This is a genomic window from Streptomyces ferrugineus (genome assembly GCF_015160855.1).
Taxonomy (GTDB): domain Bacteria; phylum Actinomycetota; class Actinomycetes; order Streptomycetales; family Streptomycetaceae; genus Streptomyces; species Streptomyces ferrugineus.
On record NZ_CP063373.1, the window covers coordinates 5268377 to 5289629 of the forward strand.

Here is a 21253-nt window from a genome sequence, read left to right on the forward strand (position 1 = left end):
TTCATGAGCCCGCGACGCAAGCAGCAGTCGCAGGCCACAGCCACCCGCCCCGACAACACCACTACTGAGAGGTGCTGCTGATGAGCACTCACCAAATGCCCGAGGGAACGAATTCCCACACCGCCGATACGCTGGACACGCCACCCTGGGCCAGAGCCGAGGCTCCACAGGGACGCTCTCAGGCAGAGAGCCGCAGGGCCGCCGACCGCGCGGCGCACACCCCCGCGGACGACACCACGCAGGTGTCCGCGTTCCCTGCTCTCCCCGCCCAGAGGAGCCCCACCATGAACCGGGACATCGATCCCGCGCTGCCCGTTCAGCCCTCCCCCGGCCACCAGGCCGCCGTACCCGCACGCCCGAACCGGTCGCGCCGCCTCGCCCGGCGTCCACGCATCATCGCCGCCCGCATCCGGGCCATCGCCTGGAAGCTGGTGAAGCTGTCCGGCGAGGAGTTCGTCAAGGGCTTCGCCAACAAGGCCGGCGCCGTCACCGCGCTCGTCCTGGGCGTGATCGCCGTCGCCTACGCGCTGGGCGTGGACCCGGCCGATGCCATACATCGCATGCTCGGCATGTAACTGCCGTCGTGCCCGGAACCCGGTCGGCCGGGTTCCGGGCACGACGGCGACACGCCACTCCGCTGTGGTTGTCCGCGGCTCTTGGGACGCCCGGCCAAGGACATCTCCACATGGAGGGGCGCGACCTTGGCAGTGGGAGAGTCCTTCTCAGAAGGGAGGTTCGTCGCTGTAGCCACCTGGTTGGGCGGGGGTCTTGGCGGGGGAGCCGGTAGCCCATGGGTCGTCTGCCGGGGGCGATGAAGAACTACCCCACCCGCCGGAAGCCTGCCGGGCTGGGGGCACCGGCGCCGACGCGGCGGGTGGAGTTGCCGGTGCTTCATCCGGCTCGAGGCCGTCAATGTCGTCGTTCCACAGTCGCCGCAGATGTTCGCGGCAAGTCGTCGGATCGTTCTCGTCCCAGCGGTTATCGTCCGGCTCCGGCCAGCGGCGGCCGTCGGGATCCCGATCTTGCAGCTGGCACAGAGCAAGCAAGAGGGCATCGACGACCCCCCATTGGCTGGTCGTTGTCCCGGTAAGCAGGCGCCGAATGGTTTCCCTACTCACCTTGTGAGGGTTGGACTCGGTGCCGGTGAGCGCCGCGATCTTCGGAAGCGGAGGACGCGCTGCCAGCCGGTAGTGCACATAGAGCTCGGCGACGAGGTCACGCTTGGGACCGGGCGGCAGCACATCTTTACCGGGCATTCGAAGCATTCGCGGCATCCGACAACTCTGCCACGAACAAACCCAGTTAGACACAGGAAAGCTCAGTCTCACCCGGCATCACGCCACACAAGAGCCCATGTGATCCCATATGGGCTCACTCAGACCGATCTTGGCCTCACCTGAACCCACATCAGCTGGCCTTAGACCATCTACAGCCCGCAGAAACACGTTTGAACAACCCGCTGTTTTTGCTGGTCAGAGGCCATTTCAAGGTGCTTTTGTTGTCGCAGTTCACCCCCGGGATTCGGGATGCGTCTCAAGGAGTGGACACGGCGCGGCTGTCACCGGAAACGGCGACGGCCCCCTGGTGCGCAGGGAGCCGTCTGCAGAAGACCGAACATCCCCCAGCGAAGGAGAAGCTCATGTCCAAGCCCGAGCGTAAGGGCAACAGCCCGGACCCGGAACCCCTCCCGACGCCGGATGGCGAGTCATCGGCGACCCGGTGGGCCAGGCGCGCCCGTCGGCTCCGCAACGAGGCCGGCCTGCATCTGCTCCGTGGGGCCGCAACGGCGTTCGGCGGCGCCGTCGTCGCGTACGGCGGCCTCTGGATCCAGTCGCGCTGACCGCGGGCAGGGAGAAACGGAGCGTGGCCGACGCCGGTCGGGCGGTTAGTCCCGCCCGGCGTCGCGCGCAAGCAAGACCAGCCGCCCCTGATGTGGCGACAGCCCTGGGAACTCCCAGGAGGCACGGCGGGCCCCTGTGCGTGAGAAGATCCTCCGCCAAGATTCACTCGCCCTGAAGGACCCCCATGCATGAGCAATCTCTCGATGCTGCGTCGAGTCATGAACTTGAGGAGATACCGCAGTCAGTGGATCAGCGCTTGGTCGAACATAATGGTTCCTACTACCAGGTGCGCTAGGCAGAGCTCGCGGGTGATGTGCACTTTCCACCCGTCCAGAACGGTCTGGACTACTTGGTCAGCGTGGCAGAGCACCTAGAGGGTGGAAGCGAACCGAGTGCAAGAGCCATGAAGTACGCCGTGCTGCACCTGGCTGCGGGCGCCGAAGTGCTTCTGAAGGCGCGTCTGCAGATGGTGCACTGGAGCCTGGTGTTCGCCAACCCTGGGGACGCTACGCGAGAAGCGCTTGAGAACGGAACACTGACCAGTTGTTCTCCTGACGAGACGCGTAAGCGGCTCACCAACATGGCGGGTATCAAGTTCAGCCAACGTGAAAAGGATGCCCTCTCCGACCTGGCCAAACGCCGCAACGCTCTGCAGCACTATGGCTTGGTTGGCGAGAACGCCAAAGCTGGCAAAGTGGAAAGCACCACTGCCCAAGTGCTGAACTTCCTCATCAGTTTCGTCAGTGAGCACATTCTGGAGCGCATCACGGATGAAGAGGAACGGCACCACGCGGAGATCGACATGGAGCGGATCCGCGGAGGAGTCCGTGCGATCCAGGGCTATGTAGCAGAGCGTATGAAGGACCTCGCTCCGGTGCTGGGCCCCGTCAGAGCGCGTACCCTCCAGTGCCCGCAGTGCCGGGAGTTCGCCCTTACTCCGACAATGATCAAAGGTGTGCCCGAATGGTGCCAGTCGGACGCCGGCCTCTCCCCCATGTACTGCCACCTCTGTGTCGAAGGCTATGGCGCTCTGGGCCTGGCGCTGGGCTACGCCGTCCGCGTTCTCGACCGCGCCGCACCTGACGCCTCGTACGACGGTGACGCCCCGAACCGGTGTCCCGTCTGCAAGATGAGCAGCCTGGTGCGAGGGGCGCGGACTGCTGCAGCTCCAGAGACACCTATCGACTTCTGCTTCCGTTGCGCAGACGTGGTCGATGGGCTGCAAGAGTGCCAGCGCTGCGGCTTCATTTACACCAATGAGCTGGGACATCGGTGCCGACTCGGTAGCTGAATGCCCCGCGCATGAGGACATCGCCTATAGGCACCAAGCAGCAGGGGCGGGCAAGCCAGTGCCGCCAACACCGGGAGTCCGACCTTGCTCAGAGCCCCGGCTCCTTGGGATAGCTGGGGACGCCGTAGCCCTGGTCGCGCAGCCACTCACGGGTCACAGCAGCTCGCTGCCGGAGGGTGAGGTACGAGTCGGCCTCTCCGCTCTCGCCGGTGTGTGTAACCAGCGTGTAGCCGTCCTCCATCGCCTGGAGGAACGCGGCGGACACCTCGTCCACCGTGTCTTCGTCCAGTTGCTGCTCCTGGAGCCACCGGGTCAGCCTGCCGCTGGCCTGCTGCCACTCCGTCTGGCGCTGGTCGGCATCCGGCGTGCCGACCGCCAGCTCGGCGTTGCGCTTGGCCGCCGTCAGCCGGTCACCGAGGTGGCTGGTGATCGAGAACTGGGCAATGAAGGCGCGACGCTCTTCGTCCGGTGTCATGCCACCATCCTGCTGCCCTCGCGGGCACCGCGCGAAGCGAGCGGCCGCTGGCGCGCTACGGCAGGTCTTCCAGCCGGGCGAGCAGGCCTGCGGCGGCGGTGACGGCCGCGATCGCGTCGGCTCGGGTCCAGGTGAAGTTCTCGGTGGTGCCCGCGTCATCGTGCGGAGCGCCGCTGAAGAGGTTGAAGGCGCTCTGGATGAAAACCGCCCAGCGCTCCTCCTGATCCCGTTCCGCCGGCTTCTTCTTCAACGCCTCCATGTTGACCATGTGGGTGTCGCAGGCCTCGCGTACGGGATCGAGGGCTGCTCGGGCGAGGGCAACGGCGTACTCGTACCGTCCGTCGCGGATCGCGGTCTTCGCCTCCCGGATTCGTCGTGCCCCGGTGGCCCGGGCTTCCACGGTGGTGATCGGGATGAGGACGTCGACGAAAGCGCCGGCATCGAGCTGGGTGAGGGCATTGCTCCACGTCGCGTGCGGAATACGGATGACTTCCTGATCCTGAGCGACGGGCCAGTGCTTCGGTTCAGCGAGGGCGGTCAGGGCAAGGTTGGCGCGCAGGACCAGGTCGGCACCCGCGCGCAGCTTCTCCAGGCCGCGCAGCTGCCGGTCCGTCACGGCCGTCTCCAGCACGAGCTCCGTCTTGAACGACTTCAGCGCGACGGGTCCCTTCGGGGCGTGCAGGGCGCCGATGTAGCTCGCGGGGTTGGGCATCTCGTGCACCCAGAGGTCGCCTGCGGCGAGGAAGGGCGCGTCCACGGTGTAGTTGCCGCGGCCGGTCACCTCGAAGGTCAGGGCGAGACGGTGCACGTCCCAGCCCGGGGTGAAGGTCACGGTCTGCTGCGCCTGCACGCCGACGCTGTAGTCGTTCATGCCGAACTGGAAGTCAGCCATCGTTCCTCGCCTAATCGAGCCCCTTGCCCGATGTTCGCAGGCCAACCACCGCAACGGCAGCGGTTTTCGCGGCCCACGACGGCGTGCTCTGCACAGCGGGCCGTGTCGACAGCTCCGGCGCGCGGGCAGGACGAGACCCCAGGCTCATTCTGAGCTTGGGGTCTCGTGCACCGGGTGGGTCAAGCCTGTTGGTCCAGGTGCCGCAGCCGCTCGTGGGCGGACTGCTTCGTGACACCCAGGGCGCGGCCGATCTCCTCCCACGAGAATTCGGCTCGGGCCTGCCGCACGGCGTCTGCCTCGGAGTCGTCCGCGATGCGGCGCAGCAGCCTGACCGCGTTGAGGACGGCCAGGGGGCGGACCTCACCGAGCTCGGTCTCGCCGTTCCTGCGCTTCTGGCTCATCTCGTAGCTGGTGCCAGTCAGGTCGTTCAGATGCCACTCCAGCGTACGGAGTGCCTTGTCGACCTCGTCCGGGAGCTCTTGGGCCAGCTCGACTTCGGCGTGATGCGCCCACTCGCTGTAGGGGGCCTCGCTCGTCTTGTCGGGGTCGTCGAAGTTCTCCTGCGTCACCGGCCGTGCGCGTCCCTCCCACCCGCAGCCGCAGACGACCTTGACGGCGGTGGCGCGTGGGCGGCCGTCGCAGCCGTCTGCGAGCAGCCAGCCCCACCCGAGCCGCACCTTGTCCTCGAACGTCGCCTTGGGCGGCTCGACACCGCCGTCGACGATCGCGACCAGATCCGCATCATGGAAGACCTTGCCCCTGTTGTGGGGGTGATCGAAGCTCATGCCCGTCCCTCCAGACAGCACGCCAGATACCGGCGTCAGGATATCCTGACAAGCCATGTCGCGTCAGGAGTTCCTGACGGTAGGACGGGTGAGGTGACAGCGCGACAGGTTCTGCGGGATCGGCCCGGGCGGGTGGATTTTTTCCCTCGCGCACGAGGGCGCGGATCCGCGTGAAAGAGTCCAACTTGCATTGCCATGAAGACTCTTGACAGCTTTTCAGGTGTCTTCTCGCGGTAATGTCCGCCCGCTCCGGGCGGACCACGAGAGGGGAAGATCCCCCATGACACGACGCACCGAGTACAGCGAGAGCCAGGCCGCCGGACGTCTGCGGGTACCGATCACGGCCTCCACATGCGCACCCTGGGACAGATCAAGCCCACCGAGTGGCGCGATTGTACGGGGTGGCCGCGACGGCCCGGCGCCGATCTACAGGTCGAACTCAAGGTGCTCAATGTCGGTAAAGCGAACCTCCTCCAGCTGGCCGGCGCGGCGGCCGCCGTCCTGGAAGTACACCTCCTTGAGTGCCTCGGCGGCGATCTGCCGGAGCTGCTGGTCGCTGGCTCCCTGTTCCTGGGCGTCGAAGAGGCGGGCGGCGTAGCGGGGCGGCAGTGCGACCGTCAGGTGCCGGAGCCGGTTCTCGTCCGTCGTGCCGATCGGCGCGGTGTAGCCGATCCGGGCGCGGGTGTCGATGACGATGCCGCCGGTGGTCGCCGCCTTCTGCCGTGCCTTGGCGCGGATCTGCGGCTGCCACCGCTTCTTCACCTCGTTCTCCAGGCGGGCTGCGAGGTCCGGGCGGGGCTTCTTGATCTGGTCTTTGACGTAGCGTTCGACGGTGCGCTGGGAGATGCGCAACATCCGGGCGACCGCCCTGGTGCCCTTGAGCTGCTTGACCAGGTAACGCATCTGCGCGCCCGCATTCTTGGGCGCCGGGCGGGTGAACGCCTTCTGCACCGCGGCGTCCAGGCCGTTGCCGAACAGGCTCATCGCGCTCTACCTACTCCCCCGTGTCCTGGTCGGTGACGGTGCCGTCCTTGATGTACCGGGCGAGGTTGAGCTCCGGGGCGTTGAACTGCTCGCGCACACCCTCGCCCCACAGCACGCTCTGGGTGCCCTCCCACTTCACCAGCCCCGGGTTCACTCCGAGCTTGAAGCCGCCGGGCAGCGGCTTGCCGTCCCGGTAGGGCAGGAAGTCCAGCGGCGACGGCCCGTCGGACGCGTAGACGGCGCAGTCCGAGAGGACGGCCACCGGGTACTGCCCGGTGAAAGCGGCATGCTTCACGATCTTGCGATGCATGTTGATCCGGGTCCGGGAGATGACCGCGGCGCGGATGTCCGGGCGCCAAGTGGGCCGGGCAAGGGCCCGCCACGGCTGCCCGGGCTTCCAGCCCTCCCCGCGCGGGCGCTCGCGCAGCTTGCCGATACCGCCCTTCACAGTCGCCTTGATCGCGGACACCACGACCGCCAGCTGAGGGTCACTCTGCCGGTAGCCGTCCATCGCCTTCAAGAACTCCTCCGGAGGCAGGTCCGCGCCCACCCCGAGGTCGGCCATCGTGGCGAGGTAGGCATCGCGCAGCCGGTTGTACCAGGCGTCCAGGTAACGGCCGTTCTCGTACCGGACGTACGCCTCGATCGGGCGCACGTCGTAGCCGAGCTCCACCGCATACGCCACCGTCGGCGTCGCATACCACGCCGGCCCCTCGGGCCCCTCACCCTTCGGCGTGAACGGGCTCGGCAGCAGCTCGCCGTCCAGGTCCGCCCACTTGCCCTTGGCGACCTTTACGCGGGACAGGTCGACGTGGGAGAGGTCGACCAGCCAGGAGCCGGGCAGTTTCGCGTCGAAGACGGGGCTCTTGACGTGCGTCGGCGCGCCCAGGCCGACGTTAAGGCCGTTCGCGCCGGCCGCGAAGGCCATGTTCACGTCGATGCCCACCAGGTGCCGGCGCAGGCATTCGGCGTCGGTGAGCGGGCGCGCCCAGTCGTACGCCTCCTCCATCAGTACCTCAGCCGGGGTGCGCTGGTGGAAGCGCGGCAGGTCGGCGAGGAGCGGGTGCCCGTCGGGGGCCTCGCACGGCGCGCAGTCCACCGGATCCTTGCCCAGCGAACCGGGATTGTGCTCGGAGTGCCGCCTGCCCGTCGCATCCGGTTCGGAGGCACGGGTCGGCGGATGCAGGGCGGTCATCAGCTCCAGGCCGGTCACGGCGGTGGAACCGCGCGGCGTCATCACCCGGGCCGCATAAGTGCCCAGGAGCCGCGCGAGTTCGGCCGACGGAAGCTGGGCGGCATCGGCCCAGTGGCGGCTGTCGAGTGCGTCCCACGACGGGATGCACAACTGCACGCAGGATCGCTCCGAGGCCTGCGCGGGGCGGTAGATCCTCGCCCACGGCCCGAACCCGCGTTTCGTCAGCTGCCAACTGGCGCGCGTCAGCTGCTTGATGACCTTGTGGCCCTCCGGCAGCCGCCCGGCCAGGCGCTCCTCCTTGGTGAGCGTGATGGGCAGACCGTAGTGCTCGCACGCGGCCTCGGTCAGCACGATCAGCGGGTCGGCGTCCTTGCCCGGCCCGGACAACTTCGGCTGACCGAGCCGCCCTTCGACAAGCGTCCACTCCACCAGGGCCGGGATCGACTTCGCCGGTACGTCCAGGACCAGGCCGCCGACGCAGTACGCCAGCACCTGACCATCTGCGTCGACGTCGACGACCGCAAGCGGGCCGTTCTCGAAACGCGAATCGGTGCCGGTCTCCGTCGTGCCTGCGGGGGCAGCCTTCCGCGCGGCCGGACGGCGCGACGTCGGCCGGGTCGTGGCCGCCGGACGCGGTACTGCAGGGCCGACGGAGCAGCGTGCAGTGTTCGCAGGCTCCGCAGCCGGGCCAGTGAGTGCGGTGCGGGCTCGGGCCGGTTCAACTGCCGATGACGCAGGAGCGGCCGGAACGGCAGGCGTCTCGGGGATAGCCGTGTCCCCGGGGGGCACCGGAGCGTTGGCGGGGTAGAGCTGGGCGAGTTGCTTGAGCATGCGGGCGTATGCGTCGCGTTCCGGGGGCCGCGGCTCGGTCTTGCCGGCCTCCCAGCCGCTGACCGTCGCCCGGCGCACCTGCAATGCGGCGGCCACCTCGTCCAGCGTCAGGCCGTGCGCCTGGCGCAGCCGTTTGCGTTCCGCCGGGGGCGGCAACGGAGAGCGGGACGCGATGAGCGCGTCGACCGCGTCGAACAGCTCGGACATGCAGCACCTCCTGTCTCTCAACCCTAGCGTGAAGCGCACGTTTCGCGTACCAAACGCGTACGGATGCCGTAAACACATGTGGGGAGTTCACGGTTGTCCCCGCAGGGACGCCCCCGGGGAGCTTGGGTTGCTTCACGTCCTTTAGCCGAGGGGCGGCCGGGGTGTCCTGGCTATGCCTGAACTGGCCGGGTGAAGCGGCTTGGTGTGAGAGATCTGGGAGAGCAGACGGCCGCCGTGCACCAGCCATCGCGGTGGCAGAACGCTCAGGGGCGGGCATGGGTGAGATCGTCAAAGGGCTCGAACGAGCGTTGCTGACCCGCCCCGTGCCCAGACGTGACGCCGCTGTGCGTTTCCTACTCAAGGCGGAGAAGGGCTCCACGAAGAACGTGGCCGTCCTCCTGGGGATTTCCCAGCGCACGGTACAAAGGTGGGTCACTACCCGGCCGGGAATGCGCCGCCGTCCCAGTGCTGTGCATGCGGGGTCGATCGATGAGGCCGTCAGGGCACGGTGGCAGCCCCTGGTGCGCGCCCGCCTGCGGGCCCGGGCCGAGGCCGACGGCTTTGTCCTCCACACCAGGGCGCGGTTCGGATTCGCCGCTCCGGCAGGCTCGTCGGACGATCCGCGAGTACGTCTGATCACCCAGTACCTGTCAGGAGAAGTGGCCCGCGAGTTGTTCGCCGCCCGGGACGCCGGCGGAGGCGAGCAGCAGCAGATGGTGATCCTCGCCCGAGCGCTGGGGCATGCCTACTTCCGGGACGGAGGCCGGCGTGCCCACGGCCTCGGAATCGCCTTCACCGACGTGGAGTTCGCCGAGTTCTCCATCGACTGACATGCACCAGGTTCGGGTTCAGCGCGAGGGCGGGATCTGGTGCCGTGCCAGCATCACGTCGTAGTGCTGTGCTTCCTTGCGTTCGCGCCAGTCCCACTGGATACGACCGGTGCGCTGGTCGGCGGGCGGCTGGGGCGGGCGGAGCCTGGCGCCCTCGGCCACGCGCAGCAGGTGGGTGCGGTCGTGGGGGCCGGCCAGCAGATGCTGGTCCTGGCCGGGCGCGAGCCGGGCGAAGCACACGGCGGCCTTCAGGAAAACGCGCGCCCACGGCGGCACCCGGTAGGTAGCACAGCCATCGGTATAACGACCGCGGTCATGCAGGGCCAGGGTGGCCGCGGCGTCGTCGTAATCGCCAGGGCGGGCGGTGGCGAGCTGCTGGAAGGAGGCACCGGTGAAGAGCGCGGCGGCGAGGGCAGCGGCCAACCGGGGATGAGCGGTCACGGCGGCCAAGCGCCGAGCGGCTTCCCGGGCCGTCTGTCCGGTGAGGGGTGTCGGTGGCGGGCGGTGCCGGAAGACGATCGGCGGCGGCGTACACGAGGCAGTACAGGGAGCGGGGCTGTCGTAGGAGACCAGGCGGTCCAGTGCGGGCAGGGTGAGCCACCGGTTGGCCGGCCGGGCGGGCTCCTCCGCAGGCTGGGGTACGGGAGCGGTCGTGCCGTAGTAGTGGCGGCAGGCGGCCTGGAAGTCGGCGGTAATGGCGTAGTCGGCCGTCTCCAGGGCCTGGTGCAGGGCGGCGGGCAGGTGAGGACGGTGGCACACCAGGGTCAGGTGGATGCCGGTCAGGGCGCGCAGTTCCAGGAGACGCATCATGCGGCGGGCGGTGAGGCGGTGTGCGCGCAGGACGGTCAGCCGGTTCACGGGCAGGGCGGTGATCCAGGCGGTGGCGGCTTCCCAGGCGGGCTGACGGCCGGCGGGGAAACGGCCCGGGAGCAGGGGCGGTTTACCCAGGGCGGCCAGAAGGTCGTGGGCGAGGCCGGCTTCGCTGGTGGTGCCCGGGCCGGGGTGCAGGGTGATCCGGCCGGACGGCGGATGGTGGGCGGCCAGGGCGGTGTGCGTGTGGACCGCGTCGTCGCCCGGGTCGAGGACCACGGCGACGGACGGTGGCACGGCTGGCGGCATGGCGACGTGATGGTCAGGCGAGGCGGCTGAAGGCCCAGCGCAGCAGCTCCTGATCCACCCGGGGGCGGCCGGTGCGGGCCAGGGCGGTGCGGGTGTGGGCGGCCAACTGGGCCCAGGCGCGGAAATTGCCGTGCGCGGCGTGCTGGTCGGCGAACGTGATGTCGTCGGGGTCGGCGTCGGCCCAGACCGGATGAAACAAGGGAATGGCCTCGAGGACCTCGCTGGGGGTAAGGCGAGTGAAATGCTGCCAGATGAAAATGCGGGAGGACAGCATCGGTTCACGGCGCAGCACGGTGTGGCAGCCCTCCCCGCCGACGAAGATGATCGCGAGCTGGGTTGAGGGTTCGTCCCACAGATAGCGGAAGTACTCGAATGCCTCCCCGTTGAGCCACTGGGCCTCGTCCACGAGGAAGGTGCGGGGGCGTTCGGCCAGGGCAGTTTTCAGCAGGCGGTCGAATTCGCTGGGATGGCGCGGTGGTTCACCGGCCAGGTCGAGCGCGGTGAACAGTTCGTAGCGCACCGCACGGGCGGTGGGACGGGCACGGAAGGTGATCTTTCGGACGTCCTCGTGCGGTTCGAGTCCCCGCAGGCAGATGTTGACGGCGAGCGTCTTGCCGAAGCCAGCGCCGCCGTGGATGCACATCATGGCGCGGGCGGCGACGGTGTCGGAGATGTTCTCCCGGGCGGCGAGCAGGGCACGGGTGGTGACCACGGACGCATCGGGCAGGTCGACGTACTGGTAGGTGGCCGCGATCACGAGGCGTCTCCGTCTTCAGCGGTCTGTGCAGTGGGTTCGGGCGGGAGGTCGGAGGCAGGTTCGGACGGGACGGGAGAAATCCGGCCAGGCGTGGTCCGGGTGGCGAGGGAGGGAGGGGTGCGCCAGTCGGCCGGGGGCGCGGCGGGCGGGATGAGGTCCGGCAGCGCGAGCTGCGCGAGGTCGGTGCCAGCGGTCTGGGCGAGTTCGGCCTCGGCCTGCGCGGTGGTCAGCGCGCCGAGCCGCCGGGGCGCCTCCGGCTGGTCCACGGCGGCGTAGCGCTCGCGCTGGGAAGCCTCCAGGTCCTTCTTCAGACGGCGGGAACGGGCCGCCCGTGCTCTTCGTACGGCGCTGATCTGTTCGTCGGTGGCCTGGTCGGCCAGGTCCGCAGGACCCAGGTAGCGGCCGGTGACCGCGTGGTAGACCTCGATCCGGTGGTCGTGATGGGGCATGAAACGGACCCGGACCTGGATCCCGGCCTGCCCGGTCATCCACGGCCCCACATAGTCGCGTCTCCTGAAACGGATGCCGCGAGTGGTCAGCGTGCGGGTGCCGGCGTCCTCCAGGGTGAACGTCCACAGATCCGTGGCCGGCACCTCCCGCAGCGGCGTGGGATCCTCCTGCCACGCCTCAAGCGGAGTCCTGCCCCGCAACGGCGCGGGGCGGTGCTCGGTGTTCCACCACAGCGTCCAATCCAGCAGCCGGGCGGTGAAGTCCTCGAAGCCGAGCAGCACTTCGTCCTTCGGACGGGAGGCACGCTTACCGGGGCGCGGCTGACGAGCATAGCCAGGCAGCGCGGCCAGAAACATGCCCTCCACCGCCCGGTTCAGTCCCTCCACCGTGCCCTTGAGGTGAGGGGTGTAGGCGGGCAGGTCCTCCACCGTCACGTCCAACAGATCGAACGCGGCCGTCACCGTTCGGGACAGGAAGTCCTTGCCACGGTCGACACGCACCTTCTCGGGCAGACCACCGAACGGACCGTACGGCTCCTCATGCAGGACCGCGCAGCGCAGCGCGGCCAGCACCGACTCCCGCGATGGGTCTCCCGGCGTAACCGCAACGCCGGTGATCGCGTTCGTCGCGCAGTCGGTGAACCAGGTGATCCACGGCCTGCGAGCCTTGCCATCGACATCGACCAGCACCGGCGCCTGCATGTGGTCCGTCTCCCACACCTGATTGCGCCAGCCCCGCGGCCGGGCCAGGAACACATCATGCTTGCGCGCCGCCCGCTCCCCACCCGCGAGCCCCGCCCGCTCCCCCGGCGTCAGATCACGCCGGATCGCCCGGTGCAGCGTCGGAATCGACGGAGGCGGCTCCCCCTCGCCCTTGGCCGCGCGAGCGATCAGCTCACGATGGACCGCCGCGACGTTGCCCTTCCACAAGGCCAGCAGGCGGCGCACTTCCGGGGTGACGGAGAAGCGGTCTTTACTCTGGGCCCGCGCCCCGGGCTCCGCGGCCGCGGACTCATCCCGCTCGGCAGCGGCAAGCCACCGCCACACCGTGCGCTCGGTCACTTCCAACGACTGAGCCATCAGCCGTACATGCCGGGTCGTCAGTTTCTGGTCCTGCCGCAGGGCGAGCAGCCGGCGCACGGCAGGGCCGCGCAGCGCCGACAGGGAGGACGACGGCAGACCTCCCCGCGCGTGCGGACCGTCCTCGTGGTCGCCAGCCTCTCCCGGACCGGAGGCCCCGGTCACAGCGGCCCCATGAGCCGTGCGCAGGCCCGCTCCAGCAACCGGCGGTCCACCACCGCACGGCTCTTGCCGTAGATCTCGGCGGTCAGGTGCGAGGTCAGCTTCGCCCACGTCCGGAAATTGCCGTGGCCCACATGCTCGTCCACCCACACGACATCGTCCTCGCTGACGTCCTCCCACAGCGGGTGGAAGGCAGCCATGACGGTTGCCACCTCGCGCGGGCTGAGGCGCGGCACCAACTCCCAGGTCAGCACCCGAGAGGCCAGCGCGGGCACCCGGCGCAGCGCCCGTTCGCTGCCCGCGCCCGCCAGCACGAGTGCCGTGTCCGTGTCCGGGTGGTCCCATAGCCCGCGCAGAAACTCCAGCGCCGGCCCCGGAAGGCGCTGTGCCTCGTCCAGTACCAGCACGCGGGGCTGCCGTAGCGCGTTCACCAGCATCAGGTCGGCCTCCCCCGCCCCGCGCGGCAGACGCCTGCCCAGCTCGAGGGCGTCTGCGAGCACCCGGCGCAGTTCGGGAACCGTCGGGTGCACACCGACATGGACCCGACGGACCCGGGCCGGGTGCGGCAACTGGGAAAGGGCGTACTGCAACGCGACGGTCTTACCCTGGCCAGCGTCGCCGTACAGACACACCACCGCCCCGACCGCGGCCGCGTGCGCGACCGTCCGCAGCACCGACCGCACAGCAGGCGTGTGCACCACCTGGGCATCCGGGACCAGGACCGGGACCTGCGCCAGGTGCTTCTGCTCCCGCAGAAACACCTGCCCACCGACGCCTTTCTCGGCCACCACGTTCAGGCCCAGCTCGCTGAGGGGATCCGCCCGGCGCGGCCCGGCCACCTCAGGCTCCCGCCCGGTCAGCAAAGCCCGCCCCGCCCGTCGGTCCCTGCGGATCACCCGGCTCAACGTCGACATCGACGGAACTGGCACCTCACCGCCGGCAGCCACCAGCCGACGCCTCAGCTCCGAGACATTGCCCCCCGCCTCACCCAGCAGCTCCCACACCTCGTCCGACACCACGTATCCCTGCCGGACCGGCGCCTCCGCCCGCCCCGTCGCCTTCGCCTGCTCCAGCCAGCGCCAGACCGTACGCTCCGAAACACCCACCGTCTCAGCAACCGCCCGCACATGCCGCGTCGACAACTCCCCAGCCTGCTGCCGCTCCAGCAGACGACGCACCACCAACGCCCTCGGCAGCACAGCCCCCCGGCCGGCCCCTCTACCTTGATCCACCCCCCGATCACACCTGCCCAGCCCGCCCCACCGCATCAGAACTCACGAACCTGAGACAGCATCACCCACCATCAGATAAAGCCTCACGACAGCGACCCCGCCCATCAGGCTCTCGCCTCATGACAGTGCCGATCCCGCCCCAACACCCCACTGACCAGCGCCGACACAGCACACCACCAGACCAGCACCACCGACTCTCACCACTACCGACCCCAAGCCGCAAGGTCACACTTCCGCTATGCCGCCCGCCAGGACTGGGACAAGATCGCCAAGTTCCTCAAGCCCGTCTACACGGCACCGACCGAGGAGGCCGCCCTGGAGCGGTTCGCGGAGTTCGCTGACGCGTGGGGCAGAAAGTATCCGGCGATCGTGAAGCTGTGGGAGAACGCCTGGGAGGAATTCACCCCGTTCCTGCAGTTCGACACCGAGATCCGCCGCATCGTCTGCACCACCAACGCAATTGAGTCGGTGAATGCGCGGATACGACGGGCGGTCAAGGCCCGCGGCCACTTCCCCAGCGAGCAGGCCGCGTTGAAGTGCGTCCACATGGCGATCATGTCGCTCAACCCCACGGGCAAGGGCCAGGCCCGCTGGACCATGCGCTGGAAGACCGCGCTGAACGCCTTCGACATCACCTTCGACGGTCGACTCTCAGCAGCCCGACAGTAACCAACAACCCCAGTTACACCGCTCGTTTGACAGACCCGTTTCCGGAAGTTCGCCCGCTGGCTCGAAGCCAGGGGCATCGCGCGACTCACGGACGTGGACCAGGAGATGCCGTCGCAGTACGCCGCACACCTGGGCGAGAAGGGCTCCACCGGAGTGCACGAGCGGCAGTTGTTCGCCCTGACCCGCGTGCACCTGCTGCCCGAGGACCGGCTGGTGATGCCGCCGTGGGAAGACCCGGGCGCGGGCCATCATCGACTTCCTCGGCGACAACGTCAGCCGGGACAGAGGCGAGAACAAGGAGGTCGTCATCCACTCGGCCACCATGTCGCCGCTCCTGGTCTGGGCGCTGCACTGCGTCCTCGACCTCGCGCCGGACATCATCGACGCCCACTGGGCCTGGCGCCGGCTCAAGGTGAACATCCGCCCCAGCAACGCCGCGCCCGCAGACGGGGCTCAGGCTCGTTCGCGTCCGCGCCTACCTGCAGCACCTGGAGGCGAACTGCGGGAGACTCCCGGCGTACAGCGGCAACACCGGCCAGCGATCATCACGGCCGCAGCCAGTACTCCCTGACCCGACGAACCCACTCGTATGGCTTGTCGAGGAAAGGCAGGACGAGGCGGCGCTGGCGCGCAGCGCGGTCTCCGGCGATGCCCCCTCAGTCCGACGTCGTCGGGATCACCCAGCGCCTCCAGCGCACAGGCGAGCTGGTGGATGCCCCGACCAGCCGGGACCGCCTGTTCCAATAGCTCATCAGCGGAGACGGTTCGGCTGTGGCAAGTCCCGTCCCGCCGAGGTGCGGCAGGGCGGAGGCCTTCGGTTGTTCTGGGAGTCCATCCCTCGCGCCAGACCGGTCCCTCCCGCCGCTCCCGCGACCCCTGGTCGTTCGTCCTGGAGGGCAGACCAGGTGATGGTGACGCGGAGGCTTACCGCCGTTCCGGGACAAAGATCCCCAAGGCTAGACAGGCCCCGCTCACCAATGGCGGCGCACTGGGCGTAGAACTGCAAACCGTCAGGCCCACAGCCTCCCGGCGGGAAGTCTCGCCCGGTGATGCTGCCACCGTGAGTTTCATGTCCTCAGCCCGCTGGCAGGGGCCGACCTCTCAGCAGTTCTCGAGCCTGGAGCTCTCCCATAGACCGAGGTCCCTGCCGGTCGCGGGGGACACGAACGCCTCGTGAGATGGCGTGCCTGGAGCACTTCTAATTAGAGCGCCGTGTGCTCCGCACAGAGCTGACCTGCGTGTACGTGCTTCCGATAGGCAGAGGAGAACAAGGTTGGGCGGAGTGACCTGCGGGATCGACTGGGCGGAGAACCACCACGACATAGCCCTTGTCGACCAGGCCGGCGAGCAGCTGGCCAAGCTGCGGATCAGCGACGACAGCGCGGGCTTCCAGGCCCTGCTCGAACTGCTAGCCCGCCATGCCGACAGCCCCGACGATCCCATCCCCTTCGCCATCGAGACACCCCGCGGCCTGCTGGTCGCCTGCCTGCGGGCCACCGCCCGGAAGGTCTACTCGATCAACCCGCTGGCGGTCGCCCGCTACCGGGACCGCGGCAGCGTCTGCCGCGCGAAGTCGGACGCCGCAGACGCCCGTATCCTGGCCAACATCCTGCGCACCGACATCAGGGCCCACCGGCCGCTGCCCACCGACAGCGAGCTCGGCCAGGCCGTCGCCGTGCTGGCCCGCGCCCACCAGGACGCGGTCTGGGACAAGGGCCAGCTCGTCAACCGGCTCCGCTCCCACCTGCCCGAATACCACCCAGCAGCCCTGCTGGCCTTCCACGGCAGCGGCCGGCTGGGCCTGGACTCGGCTCCGGCACGAGCTGTGGTGGAAGCGGCCCCAACGCCGACCCAGGCGGCCAGGCTCACCCGGGCCCAACTGCGGTCCCTGATCAACCGGACCGGCCGCCGCCGCAACACCGACGAGCTGGTCGAACGGCTTCGCAGATCTTCCGAGCGGACCAGTCCCACCAACTACCTCTGGTCGAGCAGGCCATGGGTCGCCAGACCGCTGCCCTGTTCCAACAGCTCGACGCCGCCTGCAAGAGCGTGGAGGACCTTGCGGAAGCAACCGAACAGGCCTTCCTCGCCGACCCCGACGCCGAGATCATCACCAGCCTCCCCGGCTTGTCGACCATGTCCGGGCCCGTATCCGCGCCGGGATCGGCGACAACCCGAGCCGGTTCGCCGACGCCCGAGCCCTCAAGGCATACGCCGGCGCGGCACCAGTCACCCGAGCCTCGGACCGCAGCGATGTCGTCGTCGCCCGCACCATCAAGAACCGGCGGCTCGCCTCCGTCAGCTACGTGTGGGCCGTCGCCGCTCTGAGATCCGAAGAACCACGTGCCCACTACGACCGCCGACGAACCAGCGGCGAACGCCACACCGCAGCGTTGAGGAACCTGTTCAATATGCTCCTCGGCTGCCTCTACCACTGGCTGCAGAACCGCCCCCTCTACGACCCCGAACGCGCCTTCGTCAGTCACCTCGCGCTGGTCGCATGACCAACCGACCTGACCGCCAACGACATGAGAGGTCTGCCACGTCTACGGCCGCATCGGGCTCGGACCAGTTCGTGCCTGGTTGGCCGTACTCGTTCGTCGCCGCCCTGGAATCGGGCCGGACGTCCTGGTGCCAGCTCCTGGACGCTGTCCATCTCGGCCCGGCCGACGATGTCGCCGAGGTCACCGCCGCCCAGGCCCGCAAGGTGGTCGTCGATGGGCCGGTCTCCGGGAGAACCGCGCCCACGCGGTCGGACGGTTGCTGTGGCGAGAGGGCACCCCGGGCTCTCAACGCCGTCCTGCCGCACCCGTGCTCTGTCCCACCAGCGTCCCAGCGGGTCAGAGGAAGCACGAGGTCCTTACCTGTTTCGGCGTCCCAGCGTCCCATGAGACACCGATTTCTTGCGCGCCGTTGGAGCGCCCTGCCAGCGTCGGCATCCCTCGGGACACGGCCACGGGACTCCAAACCCTGCCTGACCACCAGAACCGGCAGGCGCGGGTGCCAGGCCGCGCCCGTCACACCTCACGGAGGGAGTGCTATGAATGCTCGCAAGGGTGCCGAGCGGACCCGCCGGCCGCTGGCGGTGATCGCCTCGGTCCTGCTCATTACGGGTGTCTCGACCGGCGCCGCCACGGCGGACGGTGCGCACGACGGCAAGCGGGACGGGAAGTACTGCGTTGTCGAGGTCGGCAAGTCGGTCGACGGGGGCTTCTCGCCGGTGAAGTCCCAGACATGCAGCAATGACCCGACCTCGTCGGCCTTCAGGGCGGCGGCCGCACTCAACATTCTGCTCATGGAGTGGTTCTGGAACGCCTACAACAACCCGGGGGACGTCACGCGCATCGTCGTGTCGGACGCGGACCAGCGCTGCGACTCATCCGGCTACCGCCTGCGGCCGAACCTCATCTGGGACAACGAGATCTCCGGCTTCTACACGTACAGCTACTGCCGTGAGGTGACCATCTACGACGGTTACAACAGGGACGGCGACTCGCAGTACTGGTACGACGGGACGGGCGACGGGCCCAATGTGCCTTATGTCGGCGACTGGATGAACGACCGGACCAGCTCCCTCTGGATCCGGGCCTGACCCGCGATCCCCACGCACCACCCGGGCGGGAGGCCGGCTCGATCCGCCGGAGCACGGATTGAGCCGTTCGGTCAGGTCACGCCGTTCGCCGGAGCGTTTGAGGCTGATGCGTGCCGGAGCGGACCCCCATCCCCTCGGCACGCTCAACTCGGCCCCGACAAAGCGCGGCGGCGTGGCTGACGACCGCTTCGCGACGGCGGGCCTACCTCGATCGGGGCCGACTGGTCCCGACGGTGCCCCCGGTGCCCAGCGCCCACTGCCCGGCTACAGCCCCACCAGCACCACCACTCGTGGCACGGTCACGACTTCGACTTCACAGCCGTCACATGCGACGACTTGCGGTCTTCAAAAGAGGAGGAGTTCGAGGAATGAGGACGAAAATCGCCAGAATGCTTACGGCGCTCGCTGTCGCCATGGGCGTTTTGCTGACAGCATCACCAGCGAGGGCCGACGGTGAGGAGTTACGGCGTGACATATTCCTTGCCAGTCGCGCGGGCGACTATGGTGGATATACGACAATCATTCCCAACGACAGGCGGATCTGGCTAGCCGCAGGGAACTATCACTGGACCCACGAGTGGACCGAGCTCTACCCGTGGGGAACGGCTCGGACCGCGTACAACTTGCGGCTGGGTCAGGGATGGCACTACTGGAACTGCCATGTCTTCCCGCACCCGACCAACTTCTGGCGCTATCAGACCAGATGCTATCTGCGCCCGGAGGGGAAAGGGAACATATACTCCCCGATGCTTGAGATCCAACCGCATGGCTGGTCCGACTGGAATGGCTACCTCGGATCCGACTACATCTGGGAAAGCACTTTGACCCTACTGTAGAACGGGCCAGCCGAGTGAATGACCGGGGCGTCCTGGACTGGGTGCCCCGGCTCCTGCCTGTCCGGCTCGCCCACGTGGAGGCCACGTGGCGGTGGCCACGTCAACCGCTGGATGGGGTCTCTTCGGATATGACCACAGCTGACACGACCGCTGCCCCCCGGCCGACTGCCATACGACCTAGGGTCTGTCTTCAAAGATCGTCAGATGGTGGATCATGGTGGGGTGGTATGTCGTCATGAACTCAGCGATCAGGAGTGGGAGTTACTCGCTCCGCTGATACCGCGGGCTGCCACAGGGCGGCCGCGTGTGGAAGACCGGCAGGTCGTCAACGGGATGGTCTACAAGATCCGGACGGGGATCTCCTGGCGTGACCTGCCGGAACGCTATGGGCCGTGGCAGACGGTGTACACCCGCTTCCGCCGCTACGCTCTGGACGGTGTGTTCACCCGGGCCCTGCAGCAGATCCAGGCCCGGGCTGACGCGGCCGGTGACATCGACTGGCTGGTGCAGATCGACTCGACCATCGTCCGCGCCCACCAGCACGCTGCCGCTACCGGCCGAAAAGGGGGCAGCACCGGCCGGACGAACCGGACGATCACGCCCTCGGCCGATCCCGAGGAGGCCTGACCACCAGAATCCACCTGGCCTGCGACGGCCAAGGCCGCCCTCTCGCCGTGCTGGTGACCCCGGGCCAGCGGCACGACAGCATCTGCGCACGCCCTCTTCTCGAACGGATCCGTGTCCCTCGCCACGGCCTGGGCCGACCGCGCTGTCGGCCCGACCATGTCATCGCGGACAAGGCCTACAGCTCCCGCGCCTTCCGCGTCTACCTGCGCAAGCGCGGCATCGCGCACACCATCCCGGAGAAGAACGACCAGCGAGGGCACCGGCACAATCGCGGTCACCGCGGCGGCAGGCCACCTGGGTTCGACCGGGAGATCTACCGCCAGCGCAACATCATCGAGCGCTGCTTCAACCGGCTCAAAGGCTTCCGCGGCATCGCCACCAGATACGAGAAGACCGCCACCTCCTACGAAGCGGCGGTCACACTTGCGTCGTTCCTGCTCTGGGCAAGATCCGTTTGAAGACGGACCCTAAAGCGTGTTGCAGAACGCTGTGATCAGGCAGGCTGAACTGGGCGTTTGTCGCGTCTGGTCACGCGGTGAGGGCGAGGTTGTGCATGCGGGCGACGGCCTGAACGGCGTGATGGAGGCCGTCGCCGCGCTGCCGGCAGTCACGCAGGATCTTGTAATTCTTCATCCGTCCGATCACATGCTCCACACGGGCGCGGACCTTGCGGTGCTCCGCGTTGTCCTCCTCTTCGCCCTTGAGTAGCGGCCGTCCGGGGCGTTTGCGGTGCGGGACGATCAGGCCGGTGTTGAGATAAGCGCCGTCGCCGAGCACCGTCACGCCTTCGCAGTGCTCGGCCAGTCCGGAGCGCCGCCAGGCGTGCGCGTCCGCGGTGGTGCCCGGCAGCGGACGGGCCGCGGCCACCACGAGCCGGGTGTCTGCGTCCACGATGACCTGCACGTTTGCTGAGAAACGGTAGTTACGCGAGGAGGCACCCACACCTCGGTCACGGACCGGGATGAGGGTGCCGTCCACGATCCACAACCGCTCGACTGCCTCCTGCGGGGCACGTACCGGCTCGAGCGCGAGCAGCGGCCCCAGCCGCTGGATCACCCGGCACACGGTCGCCGGGGAGATGCCGAACAGCGGGGCGAGCTGCCGCATCGTGAGGTTCGTGCGGTAGTAGACAGCCACCAGCAGCACCCGCTCGGCCAGCGGAAGCCGCCACGGACGACCCCACCCGCACCCCTCACCACCACGTTCCCGAACCGCCCTTAGCAGCCGCCCGAACTGCTCAGCCCGCAGACCGGTGAACGTCTCCACCCAGACCGGCTCAGCCCTCAACACCCCACCCATGCAAGGGAAATGCCCTGATCACAGCGTTCTGCAACACGCTTTAGTACTCCAGTTGCAGTTCTCCATATGCCCTGGTCAGAGGGCTCGTTCGGAGTCTAGT

Annotated in this window: 17 protein-coding genes and 3 pseudogenes; 10 read left to right on the top strand and 10 right to left on the bottom strand. The window is 68.4% G+C overall.

The features are described 5' to 3' along the window. The first annotated feature begins 284 nt into the window (after positions 1-284). The 3 genes from IM697_RS23860 (at position 285) to IM697_RS23870 (ending at position 3132) form a co-directional block, all read left to right on the top strand. Positions 285-575, top strand: a complete 291-nt coding sequence (locus tag IM697_RS23860; protein ID WP_194038091.1) for a hypothetical protein — start codon at positions 285-287, stop codon at positions 573-575. A 1064-nt stretch (positions 576-1639) separates the two neighbouring features. Then, the gene (locus IM697_RS23865) at positions 1640-1840 is read left to right on the top strand and encodes a hypothetical protein (protein ID WP_194038093.1); all 201 of its coding nucleotides are present in this window, start codon (positions 1640-1642) and stop codon (positions 1838-1840) included. A 404-nt stretch (positions 1841-2244) separates the two neighbouring features. Further along, positions 2245-3132, top strand: coding sequence for a hypothetical protein (locus IM697_RS23870; RefSeq protein WP_194038096.1), 888 nt, complete (start codon positions 2245-2247; stop codon positions 3130-3132). Positions 3133-3220: 88 nt separating this feature from the next. Here the strand turns inward: IM697_RS23870 and IM697_RS23875 are convergent, their stop codons facing one another. The 5 genes from IM697_RS23875 to tap form a co-directional block, all read right to left on the bottom strand. Next, the gene (locus IM697_RS23875) at positions 3221-3607 is read right to left on the bottom strand and encodes a hypothetical protein (protein ID WP_194038098.1); all 387 of its coding nucleotides are present in this window, start codon (positions 3605-3607) and stop codon (positions 3221-3223) included. A 55-nt stretch (positions 3608-3662) separates the two neighbouring features. After that, a complete protein-coding gene (locus tag IM697_RS23880) occupies positions 3663-4499 on the bottom strand; it encodes a hypothetical protein (protein WP_194038100.1) in 837 nt (278 codons plus the stop codon). A 179-nt stretch (positions 4500-4678) separates the two neighbouring features. Continuing rightward, positions 4679-5284, bottom strand: coding sequence for a hypothetical protein (locus IM697_RS23885; RefSeq protein ID WP_194038102.1), 606 nt, complete (start codon positions 5282-5284; stop codon positions 4679-4681). 426 nt (positions 5285-5710) lie between these two features. Then, positions 5711-6268, bottom strand: a complete 558-nt coding sequence (gene tpg / locus IM697_RS23890; RefSeq protein ID WP_194038104.1) for a telomere-protecting terminal protein Tpg — start codon at positions 6266-6268, stop codon at positions 5711-5713. Between the two features lie 10 nt (positions 6269-6278). Beyond that, positions 6279-8501 (bottom strand): telomere-associated protein Tap, encoded by a 2223-nt coding sequence (gene tap / locus IM697_RS23895; protein WP_194038106.1) that lies wholly within the window; start codon positions 8499-8501, stop codon positions 6279-6281. Positions 8502-8776: 275 nt separating this feature from the next. On the opposite strand from tap, the gene tpg (IM697_RS45970) reads away from it, so the two are divergent. Then, entirely contained in the window at positions 8777-9331 is a 555-nt protein-coding gene (tpg, locus tag IM697_RS45970; protein WP_194038108.1) for a telomere-protecting terminal protein Tpg, read from the top strand. 18 nt (positions 9332-9349) lie between these two features. Here the strand turns inward: tpg (IM697_RS45970) and IM697_RS23905 are convergent, their stop codons facing one another. From IM697_RS23905 to IM697_RS23920, 4 genes are all read right to left on the bottom strand, one after another. Continuing rightward, positions 9350-10450: a hypothetical protein gene (locus IM697_RS23905; protein ID WP_228044134.1), complete on the bottom strand. Its 1101-nt coding sequence runs from the start codon at positions 10448-10450 to the stop codon at positions 9350-9352. Positions 10451-10463: 13 nt separating this feature from the next. Beyond that, complete coding sequence (locus tag IM697_RS23910) at positions 10464-11207, bottom strand: AAA family ATPase (RefSeq protein WP_194038111.1); 744 nt, start codon at positions 11205-11207, stop codon at positions 10464-10466. Further along, positions 11204-12796 (bottom strand): Mu transposase C-terminal domain-containing protein, encoded by a 1593-nt coding sequence (locus IM697_RS23915; RefSeq protein ID WP_194049839.1) that lies wholly within the window; start codon positions 12794-12796, stop codon positions 11204-11206. The genes IM697_RS23910 and IM697_RS23915 overlap by 4 nt, the downstream gene beginning before the upstream one ends. A 101-nt stretch (positions 12797-12897) precedes the next feature. Next, the gene (locus tag IM697_RS23920; protein WP_194038113.1) at positions 12898-14004 is read right to left on the bottom strand and encodes an AAA family ATPase; all 1107 of its coding nucleotides are present in this window, start codon (positions 14002-14004) and stop codon (positions 12898-12900) included. Between the two features lie 348 nt (positions 14005-14352). Between IM697_RS23920 and IM697_RS23925 the strand changes: the two are divergent. From IM697_RS23925 to IM697_RS23945, 6 genes and pseudogenes are all read left to right on the top strand, one after another. Then, a pseudogene (locus IM697_RS23925) lies at positions 14353-14799 on the top strand (transposase); the annotation flags it as partial. 322 nt (positions 14800-15121) lie between these two features. After that, positions 15122-15370, top strand: coding sequence for a hypothetical protein (locus IM697_RS23930; protein WP_194038114.1), 249 nt, complete (start codon positions 15122-15124; stop codon positions 15368-15370). A 702-nt stretch (positions 15371-16072) separates the two neighbouring features. Then, positions 16073-17303 (top strand): annotated as a pseudogene (locus tag IM697_RS23935) (IS110 family RNA-guided transposase). 34 nt (positions 17304-17337) lie between these two features. Next, positions 17338-17536: pseudogene (locus tag IM697_RS44890) on the top strand (transposase); the annotation flags it as partial. Positions 17537-17839: 303 nt separating this feature from the next. Beyond that, positions 17840-18391: a hypothetical protein gene (locus IM697_RS23940; RefSeq protein WP_194038117.1), complete on the top strand. Its 552-nt coding sequence runs from the start codon at positions 17840-17842 to the stop codon at positions 18389-18391. A 1040-nt stretch (positions 18392-19431) separates the two neighbouring features. Next, positions 19432-20312 (top strand): IS5 family transposase gene (locus IM697_RS23945; protein WP_228044136.1). Its coding sequence is split into 2 segments (ribosomal slippage): positions 19432-19806 and positions 19809-20312, totalling 879 coding nucleotides; the frame shifts between segments, so codons are not numbered across the junction. Between the two features lie 70 nt (positions 20313-20382). Here the strand turns inward: IM697_RS23945 and IM697_RS23950 are convergent. Further along, a complete protein-coding gene (locus IM697_RS23950) occupies positions 20383-21153 on the bottom strand; it encodes a transposase family protein (protein WP_194038123.1) in 771 nt (256 codons plus the stop codon). Between the last annotated feature and the right edge of the window lie 100 nt (positions 21154-21253).